We start from the raw sequence: 16,528 nt of genomic DNA, 5'->3' as shown, positions 1-16,528 counted from the left end.
AAAACCTTCCCTACTAGATTACTAAAGTTTGAAAGAGATTCCAAGTTTTTCATTAGAATTTTTTTCAAAAAAAAAAAAAAAAATAGTCCATTTTGTTGTTTTGGTGGGGTGTGATTGAAGCCTTCTGAAAATCAGAAGGGGCTGTCCAAGAAGTCTGTAAGCTGTTGATTTCCGTTCCAGGCTGCTCGCTTTCCGCGGGGCGTGCGGTGAGCCTTACCGGCGTGAACGCCTACTTTTTGGTGCAGGCACCGGCGGGAGTCTCACCTGTCACGCTAGTCCCGCAGGAGTCTCGAATCTTCCACTTCAATTAACTTTTCATTGAAGATTTTTCAAGCCAAAAAGGGGCTGCCTGAAGGTCAATTTTCGACTTTCTGGACAGCCCCATCTGCTTTTCGGGCGCTTCATTTGTTACACAAATCAGCCGGCTCTTATCATCGCCAGCGATTCACCCCAATCTATTCAACTTTTATTTATTGCAAATGAACAGGGGGCCTTTCATGCGAAGAGGATCTGGTTTCCCGAAGAGATATCCTTGAACAAGATCAACACCGATCTCCTCGCAGTATTCTGCTACCTCCTTCCGTTCACTCCCTTCTGCGATCACCTTGATTCAGTAGTCACGCGCTGTTTCCATAATCTGAAGCAGCTGCTTTTGCTGTTCACACATGATTTCCTCTGACTCAACGATTGATCATAACCGGTGATACTAATCCCAGCCTTTCAATCAAAGAAGGAATTGCTCTATAATTTCCACTAATTAAATTACTAAATAATTTACCTTATTGCTTCCATTCACATTATTTGCTATATTAAAAATCCTGTGCCAAAAAACCATAAAAAGGAGGATTGAGATGGTATACTGGCTTCTTTTTAAGAAAAGTTTTTCACGCAATATGCAATACCGCCTGTCCCACCTTATTAATAATGCCGCTTCAGCAATCTTTGGCTTTGTTTACATCGCCATATGGACAGGAGTACTGGCTGGAAAGGAACAAAAAAGTCCATACAGTATCATGGACATGACCTATTATATGGGGGCGAGCCAATGCATTCTGTGGATGACCGTATTTTTAACAGCGGGTCTCGGGATTCAGGCCGGCGTAAGAAACGGTGCAATCTCGTTTGAACTTGCAAGACCCACGAACTATTTTTTCTACATAACGAGCCAGGAGGCAGGAAGGATAGGGTATAACGCCCTCTTTAGAAGTCTTCCGATCGGCTTGATTTTCACCTTTACCGTCGGATTTTACACCCCAGAACACTTTCCGGTCTACATATATACCTTCCTTTCTGTCATCTTAGCTGTCGGCATTTCATTAAATATATTTTATTTGATTGGAATATCATCCTGCTGGACAACTGAAATTTCATGGGCTCACTTTATTAACCTGACCCTGATGTTCTCCCTTGGGGGCCAGATGGTGCCATTGACTTTTTTGCCTGGACCATTGTCACAATTTGCTGGATGGCTGCCATTTGCAGGTGTGGTTTATTATCCTGTGATGATCTATCTTGAAAAAGCCAACAGCTCGGTTCTCCTTATTCAGGGTGGCTGGCTGCTCTTCCTGCTGCTGCTGAATCAGTGGATCACATTCCTTGCCCGGCAAAAGATTGAAATTCAAGGAGGCTGAGTATGAAATTATACATAAAACTCATCAGCGCCAGCATCCGTTCAAGAATGCAGTACAAAATGAATTTCATCTTCTCTATGGTCTCCTATGGCGTGATCATGATGATTGACTTTGTCCTTCTAGCCGCAATTTTGAATCGTTTTGATCAGATTAAAGGCTGGAATATTTATGAGGTAGGTGTTCTCTACGCGATTTCATCGATTTCACTTTCTTTGTACAGAACGATGGCTCCTGAAATCCACGAATTTGAGAAATATATGATAGAAGGAGAATTTGACAGTCTCTTGATTCGGCCAGTCTCTCCTCTCGTTCTGCTCCTTTCAAAAAATCTCGACCTCAGCCGGATTGGTGGTGTTCTGCAGGGTCTGCTTATTCTTTGCCTCTCCCTGTACGGACTTTCCAAGGAGCAGCAACTCGTATTTCTTATCGCTTATCTTCCCGTCATCCTTGTCTGCGGATGGCTCATTTCATTTTCTCTCGCTCTGTTTACGGCGACAATTGCGTTCTGGACACAGCGGATAAAAGATTTTCAGACGTTTACGCTCTATGCACCTTTTAATGCCGCAAACTACCCGATGAACATTTATCCCGGCTGGTTAAAGATCATCTTTTTCACGGTGATACCGGTGGCATTTATGAACTATGTACCTATGCTTTATCTTTTACATAAAGGAGGCAACCTGTACTTCCTGCTGCTTCCAGCTGCCGTGGCTGGCTTATTCTTTTGTGCCTCTTTGAAATTTTGGCATTACGGCATCAAATTTTATCATAGCACTGGAACCTGAGGAGGAATTGAACGATGATTGAAGCACATCAATTAAGAAAGAGCTTTAAAATATACAAATCAAAAAAAGGCATGCTCGGTTCCATGCTTTCGCTGTTTTCCGGGGAATACGAGGAAAAGAACGCCGTAGATTCTATCTCTTTTAAAATAGACGAAGGTGAATTTGTAGGATATATTGGCCCAAACGGTGCAGGTAAATCAACAACGATCAAGATGCTTTCCGGAATTCTCCATCCATCGTCAGGAGAGGCAAAAGTTCTTGGGATCAATCCGCAAAAGAACCGAAAAATGCTTGCTCAAAATATTGGCATTGTTTTTGGCCAGCGGACACAGCTTTGGTGGGATCTTCCTGTTATAGACTCGTTTGATATTTTGAAACACATGTACAAAATAGAAGACCGCCATTATCAAAGATTCTTGAAACACTATGATGATATCCTTGATATCAGCCAATTTCTTCAGACTCCAGTCAGAAAATTATCCCTCGGTCAGAGGATGCGTGCAGACCTTGCGGCGGCAATGATCCACAACCCGCCTGTCTTGTTCTTAGATGAGCCAACCATCGGCCTTGATGTTGTAGCTAAGCATAAAATCCGGGAGTTCCTGCAGGAAATGAATAAATCGGAAAATAAAACCGTCGTCCTTACCACACACGACATGGACGACATTGAACAGTTATGCAGCAGGGTCATTGTCATTAACCAGGGAAGGATGGTATTGGATGGATCTTTGGAGGAACTGCGTAATCATATTGGTCTTCCCAGTATTCTTACCGTCACGTATGAACAACCACCTGAACTGCAAGTGGTTTATGGTATTGAGAGGACAGAAAGTAACGGCCGTGAATGTACCGTCTTGTATGATCGCTCTAAAATTTCTTCACCAGCTCTATTGCAGGAGATCTCAAAGTGGGGCACTCCACTCGACATACAGATGAAAGAACCGGATATAGAAGAAGTGATTCAGAACATTTACTAATGCAAACGGATAGACGGATGTGAGACTGCTTGTCTCTCATCCGTCTATCCGTTTTTGTGCCTTAATGTGTCTTTTCCAAAAGAAGCCATTCTTCCAGCTGTTCATAGACGTTCATCGCATCTTCAATTCCCCGTTCATATAGGGCGTGAAGCTTTACAGGATTGCGTTCTGCTCTTCCTACATCCAGCTTCTGCTTTGGCCTGATGACAAATACTTCATTTTTCTTCTCAAGTTCTTCAATATAATCCAATGTTTCATTGTAATGTTTATAACGGTTCAGCAAAACATCAGACATCCCCGGCTGTGATTGGTATACCCTTCTCGCCAGCCATTCCATTTTTGTTTTACGTTTTCTGTAGCCTTCATTCTGTGTTAAAACAATGACGTTCCTTTTGTTTCCGTCTGCTTTTGCCTTTTTGACTGGAATAGGGTCAGCCACTCCGCCATCCAGCAGTTTTTTTCCATGGTACTCGATGACAGGTGCCATAAACGGTAAAGATGCGGAAGCTCGAAGAACGGTAAGAATATGCTCTTGATGATCCGCCTTTTCAAAATAAACCGGCAGTCCTGTCTCACTGTCAGTCGTTCCGATCACGAAACGTTCTGTCGCACGTTCAAACGTTTCAAAATCAAAAGGGACATGTTTCTTAGGAATTTCATCAAAAATCAAGTCCATCCCGAAAAGCCCTTTGCGTTTCAACAATAGATTTTTATAAGAAATGTACTCTGGATGTCGTACAAAATCGATATTAACAACCCGGTTTCTCCCTCTTTGCCTTGAAAGATAGGAGGTGGCATTGCAGGCCCCGGCAGAAACGCCAATGACATAAGGAAAATACAATTCCTTGTCCATAAAATAATCAAGCACTCCTGCTGTATAAACGCCCCTCATTCCCCCGCCTTCCAGGACAAGACCCGTTCCTTTCATGCTGTGATACCTCTTTTCTCTATAATAGTTCACTATATGTAATATTTTATCAAAAGGCCAATAAAATGCTCTGCACTTTGGCTATCTTTGATTAAAATAATTTTCCAGCCCATTTACGATTCCGCTTACCGCATTCTCCTGAAAGTCTTGTGTTTCTGCCTGCAGCTCGTCTTGCCGGTTCGATAGAAATCCTAATTCAATTAGGGCTGCGGGACGCTGGTTCTCCCTTATTACATAATAATCTCCGAATTTCGCCCCTCTGTCCTTCAGGTTTGTTCCACCGTTTAATATTTCCGCCTGAATGGATTGAGCAAGTTCTTGATCTCCTGATTTATTATAAAAGGTAGATAACCCGCTCACATCCGGGCTAAGAGATGAATTATAATGAATACTGATAAAAGCATCCGCAAACACAGACTCGCTTTGGAACACTCTGTTCGCCAATAAAAAATAATCATTATTCATCCTGGTCATCGTAACAATGGCTCCAGCCGCTCGCAGTTTTTCTGCTGCAAGCAAACCTGTGCGAAGCGTCAGTTCTGATTCCAGAGTAGAATGGAACGCCCCTTTTGCTCCCCTGTCAACACCGCCTTGACCCGGGTCAATTACAATCCGCTTACCATTAAGGCTGCCACTCCGGTAAGCTTCTTGTGTGCTAAATGAACGATTCGCTACGGCATTCCATATTCCTGCTTCGTCATGCTTCTCTCTATTTCCAATTCCTCGCTTTTTTAAATAAACAGCGGATCATTTTTTAAAATGATATGGAGAATAATTCTACAGCCTATTAATGAAACCTTCTCTCTGCCAGAATGACACAAAGGTTCCTACAGGCTGCCCAATTTTCTTTTTTTATGACAAGAAAGCGGACAAGCTCTAAAAAGCTCTGTCCGCCTCACATTCTATATTAGGCCTGCATGTTTTAAACCGTGCCAAATCCCATCTTCACCAACTGGTTTCGTAACATAATGGGCTGCTTTTTTCGCTTCAGGCCTTCCGTTGCCCATCGCAATCCCCATACCTGATGATTGAAGCATTTCGATATCATTTAAGGCATCACCGAAAGAAAACGTATCTTCTCGTTTTATCGTTGTGCGTTTCAGAAGTTCTTCAATCCCTTTTGCTTTAGAACCTCCAAACGGCATTACATCGATCGCGTGGTGATGCCAGCGGATAAAATCAAAGGTTCCTTTATAATCATTTCTGTACGGCTGCTCAAACTCTTCATCACAAAAAAGAAGCGCCTGATAAACATCATTGCTATGATAGTAAGTCTCATCGAACGAAGGATATTCAGTTAGTAAATGTTTCGTACTTTCATATACCACATCAGCGTATTCATTATTGGTCGTTGCTTTTGCGTGATCCAGGAAAACAAGAGGATGTTCCGATTGGACAGCAAGCTTTTCAAGTTCCTTCAGCCTTTCTACATCCAGTGTTGCTTTGTAGATGACTTCTCCCTTGAAAACAACATACGACCCATTAAAGCTGATAAACGAGTCCATTTCGAGTTCCTTCAATAAGTGTGCAAACATAAAAGGCGCCCTGCCAGTTGCTATTCCGGTATGAACACCGTTCTTTCGAAGCTGATGGAGGGCTTCCTTTGTGGAATCCGGAATTCTCCCTGTACTTTCATCGATCAGTGTTCCATCAATATCAAAAAATACCATCTTTTCTCTCATATCTATCACTCCTTATCCTCTTTCTATGATGAATTTCCGCCGTTAATCTGTCAACTAAGTACAACAAAGACGCTTCACCGTAAAATAGAAGAACTCTCCAAAATGGAGAGTTCTTTCGAATTAAGAATTTGAATTGGCCGTCGTTTGAATATTTTTCCGTTTTCGATTGATCACAATGCTTTGAACCGTCATGAAGATGTTACCGACAATCCAGTACATGGGCAGTACTGCAGAAAGCCTCCAGGCAGAAAAAACGATGATCATCGGCATAATGTAGCCCATCATCTGGATCTGGGGATTCACTTGCTCAAGCTGTCTATTGATTATCTTATATTGAATAAACGTGGTAATAGCCGCAATAATCGGCAGAATGTGTGTTGGATCGGGTGTCCCCAGGTTAAACCATAAGAAATTATGTGCCGCGATTTCTTTCGTCCGTATAATCGCATAATAGAATGCCAGCAAAATCGGCATCTGGATCAGCAAGGGCATACATCCCATAGACACCGGGTTAACACCATGCTTTTGGTAAAGGGCCATAACTTCCTGCTGCATTTTTGTTTGAGTTTCTCTGTCTTTGCTTTTATATTTTTCTCGAATCCGCTTCATTTCCGGCTGAAGCTCTTTCATTTTTTGCTGATTTTTTGTCTGGGAAAGTGTAAAAGGCAATAAAATACAGCGAATAATGATCGTCAAAAAGATGATAGCCAGTCCATAATTTCCGTTAAAGAAGGTAGCCACAAACTGAATCACTTCTGAGAAGGGATAAACAAAATAATGGCTCCATACCCCGTGGCTCTGTGCGTTAACAGGTGCTCTGCTGCAGCCTGCAAGTACCCATATTCCTAATATCATTGTAAAAAATTGTAATCCGCGTGTAAGTCCTGATCGTTGTTTCTTTCTGTTCATTCCATTTCCTCCTTGTTGGTTTTGCGTCTGAGTGATTCAACAAGAAGGAGTGGCTGTCATTATCATCTGGTGCTTCTTTCCGGTATTTCCTGTGTGTTATATGATTCCTTATAAAACAGAAGTTTTGGACCAGACTTGGATTCAATCGTATCTTAAGTGTTCTGTTCTGATCGGAAATCTTCAGCTGGCTGCTTTTTTTTATCGTTTCTGGGCACTGCATTATGATATGTCTGCTGATACCAAGCAGAGCCAGTGTTAATCCCAATGAAATCAGCATAACGTCCATTTCACATAGCAGTTCAAATATCGGCTCGATCGGACTCACCCCCTTTTGTTAACAGTATACCCTCTTATGGCCTAAAATGATAGTGAACATCAAGTGACGGTAGAAAGTCTAAACACAAATAAACGCCGTGTGGGAGGTCATCACGGCGTCTAATCAAATATAGGGGGATAAGATACTATACGAAAATACGAATGAAACGTGACTCCAAAAAAATTTTCTTTTTCATGCATATTTTCAAAGTGGTAATACAAACTAGTAGTACAAGGAGGTGATACATATGGCACGTAACAACTCTTCAAACGAACTAGTAGTAGCTGGTGCTCAACAAGCTCTTGATCAAATGAAGTATGAAATCGCTTCTGAATTTGGTGTGCAACTTGGACCCGACACTTCTTCACGCGCTAACGGATCTGTTGGTGGTGAAATCACTAAGCGTCTTGTACAAATGGCTGAACAACAACTTGGTGGCGGATTCCGTCGTTAATCTTAACTCTCCCAAAAGCGAAAAGGGTGGGACAATCGTCCACTCTTTTTTGCATGCAAGAAAAGGGCAAGCTAAGGTCCGACCAGCGCTGGTGCCAAGCATTGCATCCAAAACCCAGCCTGCAATCTGCAGACTGATCTATTATCATCAGCTATGAAAGTTTAAAAATAATAAGCCAGGGTTCTCGTATCCCTGGCTGGAAAAAGGTAACTTTATTATAACATGACGAAACCAGATTTATAAAGAAAAGACTTGCACAAAACAGATTTTAATATTCCCATGGCTTTTGCGTGCCGAATTCTTCAGCAAGTTTTTTACTGCTTTCCCTTCTTTTTCTCCGGTTAACAGCCCGTTCCTCTGCACCTTGATGAAGCCACTTTTCCTCTTCAGACTCTGGAATAGCTTTTGGCACTGGCGTTGGTTTACCATCTTCACCCAGTGCGACAAACGTCAAAAAGGAAACTGCACAAACCTTTCTCTCGCCTGTAAATAAATTCTCAGACGTGATTTTTACAAAAACCTCCATCGACGTTTTGTGCGTCCACGTCACAAAAGATTCCAGGCAGACTGAATTTCCTACTCTGATTGGATGCAAAAAATCGACCGAATCGGTTGAGGCGGTTACCACATTGCAGCGTGCATGGCGGATCGCTGATATCGCAGCCACATCGTCAATATATGCCATCAGTTTGCCGCCAAACAAAGTTCCATGATTATTCGTATCCGGCGGAAGAACCACACTTGATTTTACTGTTCTGGATTCTCGAACAAATTTCTCATTTAATTTCATGCTTTTATATCACACTCCTATGTACCATTATATGAAAAAAACCTCTGCAATAGGGCAAAGGTTTTGTAAAAGGTGCTATTTCTTTACAACAGCATGTCCGCCGAACTCGTTTCGAAGAGCTGCCACCACTTTTCCGTGGAAAGTGTCATCCTCGAGCGACCTGAACCTCATAAACTGAGACAGAGCAATAACTGGGGCTGTAGCCTGATAGTCAAGCGCCGCCTCAATCGTCCAAATGCCTTCTCCTGAAGAATTCATCACACCCCGTATATCTTCAAGTTTCGGCTGTTTGGAAAATGCGTTCTCCATTAGTTCCATCAGCCAAGAACGGATGACTGATCCATTATTCCAGACCTTTGCGACTGCTTCATAATCATAGTCAAAATCACTTTTATCCAGAATTTCAAACCCCTCCGCGATCGCCTGCATCATTCCGTATTCAATTCCATTATGCACCATTTTTAAGAAATGACCGCTTCCTGCTTTTCCTGTTTTCATAAAACCGTTTTCTATTGAAATTTTTTCATAGAGCGGAGCAACATAATCCACGGCTTCTTCATCCCCGCCGACCATGACACAAACACCATGGCGTGCTCCTTCAGTACCTCCGCTCGTTCCGCAGTCCACTAAATGAATTCCTTTTTCTTTTAATTCTTCGTAACGTCTAAGAGTATCCTTGTACTTTGAATTCCCTGCGTCAATGATGATGTCGCCTTGGTCCAGATAAGGTACCAGATCACTGATCACACTGTCTACTGCAGGGCCTGCAGGAACCAATAAAATAATCGCCCGGCGTCCTGTAAAACCCTTTGCTAAATCTTCAAGTGTCTCCACCCCAAGTGCACCTTTTGAAGAGATTTGATCTACCGTTTCTTTATTGGTATCATAAGCAATCACCTTAAAATCATGATCAATCATATTCTGTGCAATATTAAAACCCATTTTCCCCAGACCCACTAATCCGATTTCCATATGAATCACATCCTCTTCATTCTTTGACAATGCCTACCTCATTAGTTATTCCACAATAAATACTCCTTTAACCAGAAATCAGCGAATGAATCTTCTGAGGTTGGCAACGCTAAAAAATGGGAGGTGATCATGTGACGAAGAAAAGCAGTGGTAAGGGCCAGGCTGCCAGCAGTGTAACACCTCAAGGAAAAGGTGATACTGAATTCGCAGCAGATCCGCAAACTAAGCTTGAAAATGCAGCAAAGAAAAGCAATACGAAAAGATAGAACATTGATCCTGACAAAATGCACAGTGTGATGCTTAACGCTCGTGCATTTTTTCATGTGTGCCCTTATACTTTCCTTATAAAAAGAAATGAGGGGTTTTGATGAAGAACAGAATCATAGAAAACAAAAGTTCGGCAAAAACTCTTCTGCAAACAACAGGATCCCTGCTCTTTATTAGGCATTCTGGGTTATTCCGGCAAGCTTTCTATGCCCGCCTATCTGTCTTACAGCGCTGCTGGTATTGGGATTTTGTTAACAATTGCCAGCGCTTTCAAAAAGTAATCCTTAATTTTATGTAAAATGTCTTGATAGTTGAACGATATATAAACTAGAACAACTATTTTAATATGATTGAGGATACATCCATGGCTAAGGTTAAACGGCATGAACTACTATTATTGTCCATCAACAAGAAAAAACGCTTTACATTAAAAGAACTCGCAGAAGAATTTAAAGTTTCAACCCGAACCATTCAAAGGGACCTGCTTTCCCTGATGGATATGGGACTGCCGATCGTGTCTGAATTCGGTCCCCACGGAGGATATAAACTTGAAAACGAAAGAATTCTTCCGCCCATCGGTTTTACAGAGTCTGAGGCACTTGCTTTCTTATTTGCTCTGCAGCCCTACAAAAAGAGCCTATCGTTCCCTTTCAGAAGGGAAGCTGTCTCTGGGCACGATAAATTTATCAACTACCTTCCCGATGATGCAGTCAAAAGGTTCGAAGAAATTCAAAAAAGATTGCTCATCCACCTGCCTTCCTACCCTGATCCCGTACCTTTCTTGCCTCTTTTTCTGGACGCATCATTGGAGCAGTGCCTGGTCACCGCGCACTATGAGCTGGGAGGGAACACCAAGCTCGGCAGACTTCAGCCAATCGGGATCTATTGTGACTGTGGCAGCTGGTACAGCCCCTGTTACAGCCATACAGAGAACGAATTTCAAGTGATTGATTTAAATGATGTAAAACAAGCAGCAATTCAAATTGAACATCAAGCTTTAATGGATTTCTCAGAAGTGACGATCACGAATTGGCCAGATCTTCTTCCGCCTTCCAAAAAGCTTCAGTTACATATTAAATTAGAAGGCGAAGGCATTCAGAAGGCTTTGAGACATCCCTCTCTCTCTTCTCATGTCATACAAGAGACCGATGGCAGCGGGCTCATTTCTATGTATATACTGACAAATGATATTCACAGATTTGCAGAATTAATATGGTCCTTCGGCAGCGATGCCCAGGTCGTACAACCGGCTGAAATCGCAGAGATTATACGGAAAAAGACGGAGCTCATGAGCAGAAACTATGAAAGGATTCCAACCTTTTAAAAAGTTTGAAAGTCTTTTTACTCATAAAAGTTGCCAAAAAGGAGTATAATGTAAGTATTACACTTAAGGGGGATACCCATGGCCTTTTTTTCCAAAAACCCGATCGAACCAGTTCCTGACGTAGAAACGAAAGTATGGGCATGTGAAAATGAGGAGTGCACATGCTGGATGAGAGCAGATTACTCTCTGCAGGAAACACCAAAATGCCCGATTTGCAAATCAAAGATGGCTCAAGAAATCCGCATGCTCCCCGAGCTAAAATAAAGATGAAACAGGATCATATTTAAGTCCCTGGACTTATAATATGATCCTTTTTTCTTGCTATTCCCTATGTTTATCGATAAGTCCATCCGGGTATAGAAGATGAAAAGGAGGAATTCGACAATGAACAATCAAACAACGAAAACAACTGACACCAAAGACAAAACCAACTTTACCAAAGGTGTTCTTGTTGGGGGGCTGGTTGGAGCCGCAACCGCTCTATTACTGACTCCAAAATCCGGAAAGGAAATGCGCCGGGATTTATCCAATCAAACATCTAATCTAAAAGAAAAAACGATCCAAATGAAGGACGAAGCAAAATTGAAAACTCGTCTGGGAACAATGGCTGGGAAAGAAAAGGCTTCTAACATGGTGGGAAGCGTGAAAGATATAACCAGTCAAATGACTTCTCAAGCTAAGGAAAAGATTAATTCGATGAAAAACAAAAATGAGAATTCGGCTGTTTCACCAACCACTCAAAACGATCCCGAAATACCCCCTTCTCCTGAGGCATCTAAAGAAACACTCGGAGAATAATACAAACTATAGCCCAGCTCTTTAGCAGCTGGGTTTTTTATGTTTTTTTCACGCGCTCCTCTATCATCTCTTTCTTTTTAAGAGTGTATTCTTCATAATATCTGTTCTCTTTTAATACATTAGGTAGAGATATATTATGGGGGGGGTGTTGATATGCACATCCATGTGATTCAGCAGGGTGACAGCCTATGGGGTATTGCCCATCACTATGGTGTTGATCTTCAAGTCATCATGAACGAAAACGATGTAAGAGATCCCAATTCACTGGTTATCGGCCAGGCACTGGTGATCCCTCCTCCCTTTCCGCGCTATCGTGTACAGCAAGGCGATACCCTGTATTTAATAGCCGGCCGATGGGATACCTCCGTTCAAGCCATTGTGGACCGGAACAATATAGAAAAGACGGCTTATATTTATATAGGCCAAGAACTCATCATCCCCGTCCATGTTGTGCACCCAGGCGACAGTCTGTATGTGATTTCCATGAAGTATGGCGCAAGCATTCAAGGAATCGCCGAAGAAAATAATTTATCGGCTGCACATGTTATTTATCCCGGACAAAAACTGACCATTCCTTTCGAGAGGCCGGTAAAAGAAATCAATGCCTACATCAGCAGCTATACCCCCGCTATTCAAAAAGAAATACATTCAAAAGGAAAATATTTAACGTATATTACGCCTTTCAGCTATACCATCAACAAGGACGGGACACTTAACCCTCCAAAAGACGAAGTCGTCCTTCCCGCAGCCAAATCAGAAAGCATTTCTCCTTTAATGGTAGTGACCAACTTTCAAAACGGGACATTCGATACTGAACTCATCAGCGCTGTTCTTTCGGACACCAGCATTCAGAGTAAACTGCTTAACACTATCCTTTCGGTCATGAAGAACAAGGGATATAAGGGGGTTAACTTCGATTTTGAATACATTAGCCCTAACCAGAGGGAAGCTTACAACCAGTTTCTAAGGCGGACCGTATCCTTATTTAAACCTCTTGGATATATCACATCCACCGCGCTCGCTCCAAAGCTTAGCGCAGGACAAAAAGGAATTCTCTATGAAGCTCATGATTATCGGGCACATGGTGAAATCGTAGATTTTGTCATTGTTATGACGTATGAATGGGGATGGATCGGCGGCAAACCGATGGCGGTTGCTCCTTTAAGCGAAGTAAAGAAAGTCCTGGAATATGCATTGACAGAAATACCAGCTAACAAGCTTGTCATGGGTGTCCCTCTGTATGGCTATGATTGGAAGCTGCCTTTTGTTCAAGGAACGTATGCTCAGACTGTCTCTCCCCAAGAAGCGGTCGACCGGGCTCGACGTTACGGAGCATCGATTCAATATGATGAGAAGGCTCAATCGCCCTTTTACAATTATTATGATGGAAGCGGCGCCCAGCATATCGTATGGTTTGAAGATGCAAGGAGCATAAAAGCAAAATTCACCACAGCCAAACAGTATCAATTAAGAGGCATCAGCTATTGGCTTTTGGGGCCAGCATTTCCTCAGAACTGGTATGTTCTTCAAAATGAGGTCAAACCAAAAAAATAGAAAAGCGCAATATTCTTACAAAAAAGCAGCTAGGCGTGTAAATGGCCTGCTGCTTTTTATGCTAAACCCACCACATATCTGCAGGAGTTTCTTCAATCATCACATCATTTAAATTTTTCACCGCGCGGGCAAATCCTTCGTTTATGGACATAAGGGGATCCTCATGCTCAATGCTGACCACATAGTCATAACCATAGGTACGCAGCGCGCTGATCATATCGGACCATTCCTGTACGCTGTGTCCGCATCCTACTGAACGGAAACTCCACGCACGGGATTGAACTTCACCATACGGCTGCATGTCAGTCAGTCCATATAAGTTCACATTATCCTGATCAATATAAGTGTCTTTGGCATGGAAATGATGGATAGCATTCTCTTTGCCTAGTATTTTGATAGCCGCTATCGGATCAATCCCCTGCCACCACAGATGGCTTGGATCAAGGTTGGCACCAATGGCATCACATGTTTTTTGACGAAGTTTCAACAATGTGTAAGGAGTATGAACGAGGAATCCCCCATGCAGTTCAAGGCCAATTTTTACGTTCTTGTCCTTGGCATACTGTCCCCACTCATGCCAGTAAGGAATCAGTTTTTCTTCCCATTGCCATTTTAAGATGTCGCCATATTCATTCGGCCAAGGTGTAACCGGCCAGTTTGGGTATTTCGCTCCTTCATGATCCCCAGGTACGCCTGAAAAACAGTTGACGACAGGCACTCCTAGCAGATTAGCAAGATCGACGGTTTTAACAAACGTGTCATGAGATTGACGGGCAAACTCCTGGTCAGGAGAGAGCGGATTTCCATGGCAGCTGAGAGCACTGATCGTTAGATCTCTGGATTTCACCTGATGGAGAAAATCCTTTCGTTTCTCTTCACTGTCCAAAAGTTCATCTAAGTTGCAATGTGCGTTTCCCGGGTAATTCCCTGTCCCGATCTCCACGGCCTTAACGCCGGCTTTCTTCACATGATCGAGCATTTGTTCAAACTGCATATCTGAAAATAATACGGTAAATACACCTAACTTCATTGACTCTCCACTTCCTTTCGATAATCAAGTTTAACGCTGCTCCCAGTAAGGCTGCTTTTATAGATGGCTTCAATCAGCATAGAGACCATTCGTGCTTCCTCCGGCTTGACGACCTGTTCAGCCAGGCCGAGACAGCAGTCTACAAAATTCTCCGCCTGCGGATTTCCAGGGTTTTCATCACCTGGAATAAAGGATGCCTCAGAATTAAGGAGCATGCCGTGTTTTGCCTGATTCAAGTGAAAAGGAAAAACATCCAGCCCGCCTTTTTCACCAGAAATGCTAACATTCTCCACATCATCTTTAATGTTGGCTGACCATGAGGTTTCTAATAAAAGAGACGCACCGTTTTCAAAACGGATGTACCCTGTTACATGGTCATCCACTTCAAATGTTTTATGGTCAAACTCACCCCAAAGATTAACTTGGTCAGGAGTACGGCTCAAAAGATTATATTGAGAGCCCATAACTTCCACAGGAACAGGATTGCCCATCAGCCATAAGGACAAGTCCAGCAGATGACAGCCATAATCGATCAGGCTTCCCCCTCCCTGCAATTCTTTATTTGTAAAGACTCCCCAGCCTGGAACCTTTCTTCTTCTGAGCCCCTGGGTTCTGATGACAAGCGGCTCGCCGATCTCACCTTCTAGCATCACCTTTTTGGCAGCCTGGGCATTTTTCATAAAACGATAGTGATAAGCGATGGAAAGAATTTTGCCTGATTCTTTTGAAGCCTGAATCATCCGGTCACATTCTTCGGTAGACAGCGCCATTGGTTTTTCACATAACACATGGACACCGGCTTGGAGTGCCGCTACCGCAATTTCTGCATGAAACTTGTTTGGAGTTGATATGATTACGGCATCAATGTGAGGAAGCATCTCATGATAATTCTCATATACAGATGGAATATCATACTTCTCTGCAATCTGTTCAGCACGATGAACGTTTAAATCACTTACACCCGTAATCACTGCCTTTTCAGCTAAATTTTGAATGGCTGGAATATGCCTTCCTTCAGCGATTCCTCCGACCCCAATCAAGCCTACTTTTAGCAGATTCATGCGAGCACCCCGTTTTCGAGACTCACTGTCTTCTTCGTTTCGCTTGCTTTTAGTGCAGCAATAATGACAGCAAGAGACCGTTTTCCTTCTTCTCCGGATACAGCTGGCTCTGTGTCGTTCAGGATGCAATCTGCAAACTTGCCGATCACGCGTGAATCATTCTGGCCCCCTGAATCATTCGTCTGAATCTGGCCCAGAGAGTAGTTTACAGTTGAACCATCTTTGTATTGAGCGATCAAAGAATACTCAGGGCTTTCCTCGAGGCGCAAAATTCCTTTCTCTCCATAAATAATAGTAGAGTTGTCCTCTTTTGAGACATAGGACCAGCTCGCTGCAAGTGTTCCGATCACTCCGCTTGCTGTTTTTAATATACATACCGCTGTATCATCTACGGTAGCGTTTTTCTTTGAAGATGTTTCCACAAAAGATGCCACTTCATCCACTTCTTCACCTAATATGAAGCGGATCAGATCTGTTTTGTGAACACCAAGGTCTCCCATCGCTCCGATAAATGCTTTTTCCTTTTTGAAAAACCAGCTGTCCGTGCCTTCTGCGCTCCATGTTTCTGGCCCAGGATGTCCGAATGCTGTTCTAAAGCTGTAAACCCTGCCCAGTTCTCCACCAGCGATCAATTCCTTCGCTTTTTCATGAGATCGGACAAAACGCTGATTATGAGCGATCATTAGTTTTTTCCCGTTTTTCTCACTGGCAAGGATCATTTGCTCTGCTTCCTCAAGTGAAGTCGCCATCGGTTTCTCGCATAAAACATGCTTGCCGCTGTTTAATGCAGCAACGGAAATGGGCGCATGAAGGTAATTGGGTGTGCACACACTGACAGCTTCAATTTCAGGATCATTAAGCAGATCTTCATAAGAATAGTACGCTTTTGCACCGTATTCTTTGGCAATGTGATCCGCTCGTTCATGATTAATGTCGCATACTGCTGCAATGATGGTTTGTGAATTGTTTTTATACTCTGGTAAATGTCTGTGCTGAGCGATGCTTCCGCATCCAATGACTCCAACTTTAATCATCCTGTCTTCCACTCCT

At 42.8% G+C, this 16,528-nt stretch carries 20 protein-coding genes; 11 read left to right on the top strand and 9 right to left on the bottom strand.

The annotated features are described in order from the left end of the window. The first annotated feature begins 164 nt into the window (after window positions 1–164). The 4 genes from AR335_RS23405 to AR335_RS00570 all read left to right on the top strand — a co-directional run bounded on the left by AR335_RS23405 (window position 165) and on the right by AR335_RS00570 (window position 3,393). On the top strand, window positions 165–311 hold the full coding sequence (locus tag AR335_RS23405; protein WP_156418804.1) for a hypothetical protein: 147 nt from the start codon (window positions 165–167) through the stop codon (window positions 309–311). Between the two features lie 540 nt (window positions 312–851). Further along, on the top strand, window positions 852–1,631 hold the full coding sequence (locus AR335_RS00580; RefSeq protein ID WP_062231192.1) for an ABC transporter permease: 780 nt from the start codon (window positions 852–854) through the stop codon (window positions 1,629–1,631). Window positions 1,632–1,633: 2 nt separating this feature from the next. Beyond that, a complete protein-coding gene (locus AR335_RS00575; RefSeq protein ID WP_062231190.1) occupies window positions 1,634–2,416 on the top strand; it encodes an ABC transporter permease in 783 nt (260 codons plus the stop codon). A gap of 14 nt (window positions 2,417–2,430) precedes the next feature. After that, entirely contained in the window at window positions 2,431–3,393 is a 963-nt protein-coding gene (locus AR335_RS00570; protein WP_062231187.1) for an ABC transporter ATP-binding protein, read from the top strand. A gap of 61 nt (window positions 3,394–3,454) precedes the next feature. Here AR335_RS00570 and AR335_RS00565 read toward each other — a convergent pair whose 3' ends face one another. The 4 genes from AR335_RS00565 to yidC form a co-directional block, all read right to left on the bottom strand. Next, window positions 3,455–4,321 (bottom strand): patatin-like phospholipase family protein, encoded by an 867-nt coding sequence (locus tag AR335_RS00565; RefSeq protein WP_062231185.1) that lies wholly within the window; start codon window positions 4,319–4,321, stop codon window positions 3,455–3,457. 81 nt (window positions 4,322–4,402) lie between these two features. Beyond that, window positions 4,403–4,927 (bottom strand): N-acetylmuramoyl-L-alanine amidase family protein, encoded by a 525-nt coding sequence (locus tag AR335_RS00560; protein WP_234293191.1) that lies wholly within the window; start codon window positions 4,925–4,927, stop codon window positions 4,403–4,405. A 296-nt stretch (window positions 4,928–5,223) separates the two neighbouring features. Next, on the bottom strand, window positions 5,224–6,003 hold the full coding sequence (locus AR335_RS00555; protein ID WP_062231181.1) for a Cof-type HAD-IIB family hydrolase: 780 nt from the start codon (window positions 6,001–6,003) through the stop codon (window positions 5,224–5,226). A 120-nt stretch (window positions 6,004–6,123) separates the two neighbouring features. Further along, entirely contained in the window at window positions 6,124–6,912 is a 789-nt protein-coding gene (gene yidC, locus AR335_RS00550; RefSeq protein ID WP_082315963.1) for a membrane protein insertase YidC, read from the bottom strand. A gap of 31 nt (window positions 6,913–6,943) precedes the next feature. Between yidC and AR335_RS00545 the strand changes: the two genes are divergently transcribed. Together AR335_RS00545 and AR335_RS00540 are read left to right on the top strand one after the other, a co-directional pair. Further along, the gene (locus AR335_RS00545; protein WP_156418803.1) at window positions 6,944–7,171 is read left to right on the top strand and encodes a hypothetical protein; all 228 of its coding nucleotides are present in this window, start codon (window positions 6,944–6,946) and stop codon (window positions 7,169–7,171) included. Between the two features lie 304 nt (window positions 7,172–7,475). Continuing rightward, complete coding sequence (locus AR335_RS00540; RefSeq protein ID WP_053354882.1) at window positions 7,476–7,682, top strand: alpha/beta-type small acid-soluble spore protein; 207 nt, start codon at window positions 7,476–7,478, stop codon at window positions 7,680–7,682. A 268-nt stretch (window positions 7,683–7,950) separates the two neighbouring features. Here AR335_RS00540 and AR335_RS00535 read toward each other — a convergent pair whose 3' ends face one another. Together AR335_RS00535 and gnd are read right to left on the bottom strand one after the other, a co-directional pair. Beyond that, on the bottom strand, window positions 7,951–8,472 hold the full coding sequence (locus AR335_RS00535) for an acyl-CoA thioesterase (protein ID WP_053354883.1): 522 nt from the start codon (window positions 8,470–8,472) through the stop codon (window positions 7,951–7,953). Window positions 8,473–8,547: 75 nt separating this feature from the next. Continuing rightward, on the bottom strand, window positions 8,548–9,444 hold the full coding sequence (gene gnd, locus AR335_RS00530; protein WP_062232495.1) for a phosphogluconate dehydrogenase (NAD(+)-dependent, decarboxylating): 897 nt from the start codon (window positions 9,442–9,444) through the stop codon (window positions 8,548–8,550). 131 nt (window positions 9,445–9,575) lie between these two features. Here gnd and sspL point away from each other — a divergent pair, with 131 nt between their 5' ends. The 5 genes from sspL (at window position 9,576) to AR335_RS00500 (ending at window position 13,387) form a co-directional block, all read left to right on the top strand. Further along, the gene (sspL, locus tag AR335_RS00525) at window positions 9,576–9,710 is read left to right on the top strand and encodes a small, acid-soluble spore protein L (RefSeq protein WP_369795751.1); all 135 of its coding nucleotides are present in this window, start codon (window positions 9,576–9,578) and stop codon (window positions 9,708–9,710) included. 365 nt (window positions 9,711–10,075) lie between these two features. After that, window positions 10,076–11,035, top strand: a complete 960-nt coding sequence (locus tag AR335_RS00515) for a helix-turn-helix transcriptional regulator (RefSeq protein ID WP_062231176.1) — start codon at window positions 10,076–10,078, stop codon at window positions 11,033–11,035. A 78-nt stretch (window positions 11,036–11,113) separates the two neighbouring features. Further along, complete coding sequence (locus AR335_RS00510) at window positions 11,114–11,299, top strand: cold-shock protein (protein ID WP_053354887.1); 186 nt, start codon at window positions 11,114–11,116, stop codon at window positions 11,297–11,299. Window positions 11,300–11,419: 120 nt separating this feature from the next. Beyond that, window positions 11,420–11,833, top strand: coding sequence for a YtxH domain-containing protein (locus AR335_RS00505; protein WP_053354888.1), 414 nt, complete (start codon window positions 11,420–11,422; stop codon window positions 11,831–11,833). A gap of 153 nt (window positions 11,834–11,986) precedes the next feature. Beyond that, window positions 11,987–13,387 (top strand): LysM peptidoglycan-binding domain-containing protein, encoded by a 1,401-nt coding sequence (locus AR335_RS00500; protein ID WP_062231175.1) that lies wholly within the window; start codon window positions 11,987–11,989, stop codon window positions 13,385–13,387. A 61-nt stretch (window positions 13,388–13,448) separates the two neighbouring features. On the opposite strand, the gene AR335_RS00495 is transcribed toward AR335_RS00500, so the two are convergent. Genes AR335_RS00495 through AR335_RS00485 form a run of 3 tightly spaced genes read right to left on the bottom strand, consistent with a single transcriptional unit; the run spans window position 13,449 to window position 16,512 of the window. Next, window positions 13,449–14,417: a sugar phosphate isomerase/epimerase family protein gene (locus tag AR335_RS00495; RefSeq protein WP_062231173.1), complete on the bottom strand. Its 969-nt coding sequence runs from the start codon at window positions 14,415–14,417 to the stop codon at window positions 13,449–13,451. Next, window positions 14,414–15,478 carry a Gfo/Idh/MocA family protein gene (locus AR335_RS00490; protein WP_062231171.1) on the bottom strand — a complete coding sequence of 355 codons (1,065 nt, stop codon included), beginning with the start codon at window positions 15,476–15,478 and terminating at the stop codon, window positions 14,414–14,416. Before AR335_RS00490 ends, AR335_RS00495 begins: the two co-directional genes overlap by 4 nt. After that, a complete protein-coding gene (locus AR335_RS00485; RefSeq protein ID WP_053354892.1) occupies window positions 15,475–16,512 on the bottom strand; it encodes a Gfo/Idh/MocA family protein in 1,038 nt (345 codons plus the stop codon). Before AR335_RS00485 ends, AR335_RS00490 begins: the two co-directional genes overlap by 4 nt. Between the last annotated feature and the right edge of the window lie 16 nt (window positions 16,513–16,528).

Origin of the sequence: Fictibacillus sp. FJAT-27399, from assembly GCF_001510655.1 — a bacterium.
Taxonomy (GTDB): domain Bacteria; phylum Bacillota; class Bacilli; order Bacillales; family Fictibacillaceae; genus Fictibacillus_C; species Fictibacillus_C marinisediminis.
The sequence above is the reverse complement of the archived record's forward strand: the minus strand, read 5'-3'. Positions and strand labels throughout refer to the sequence as shown.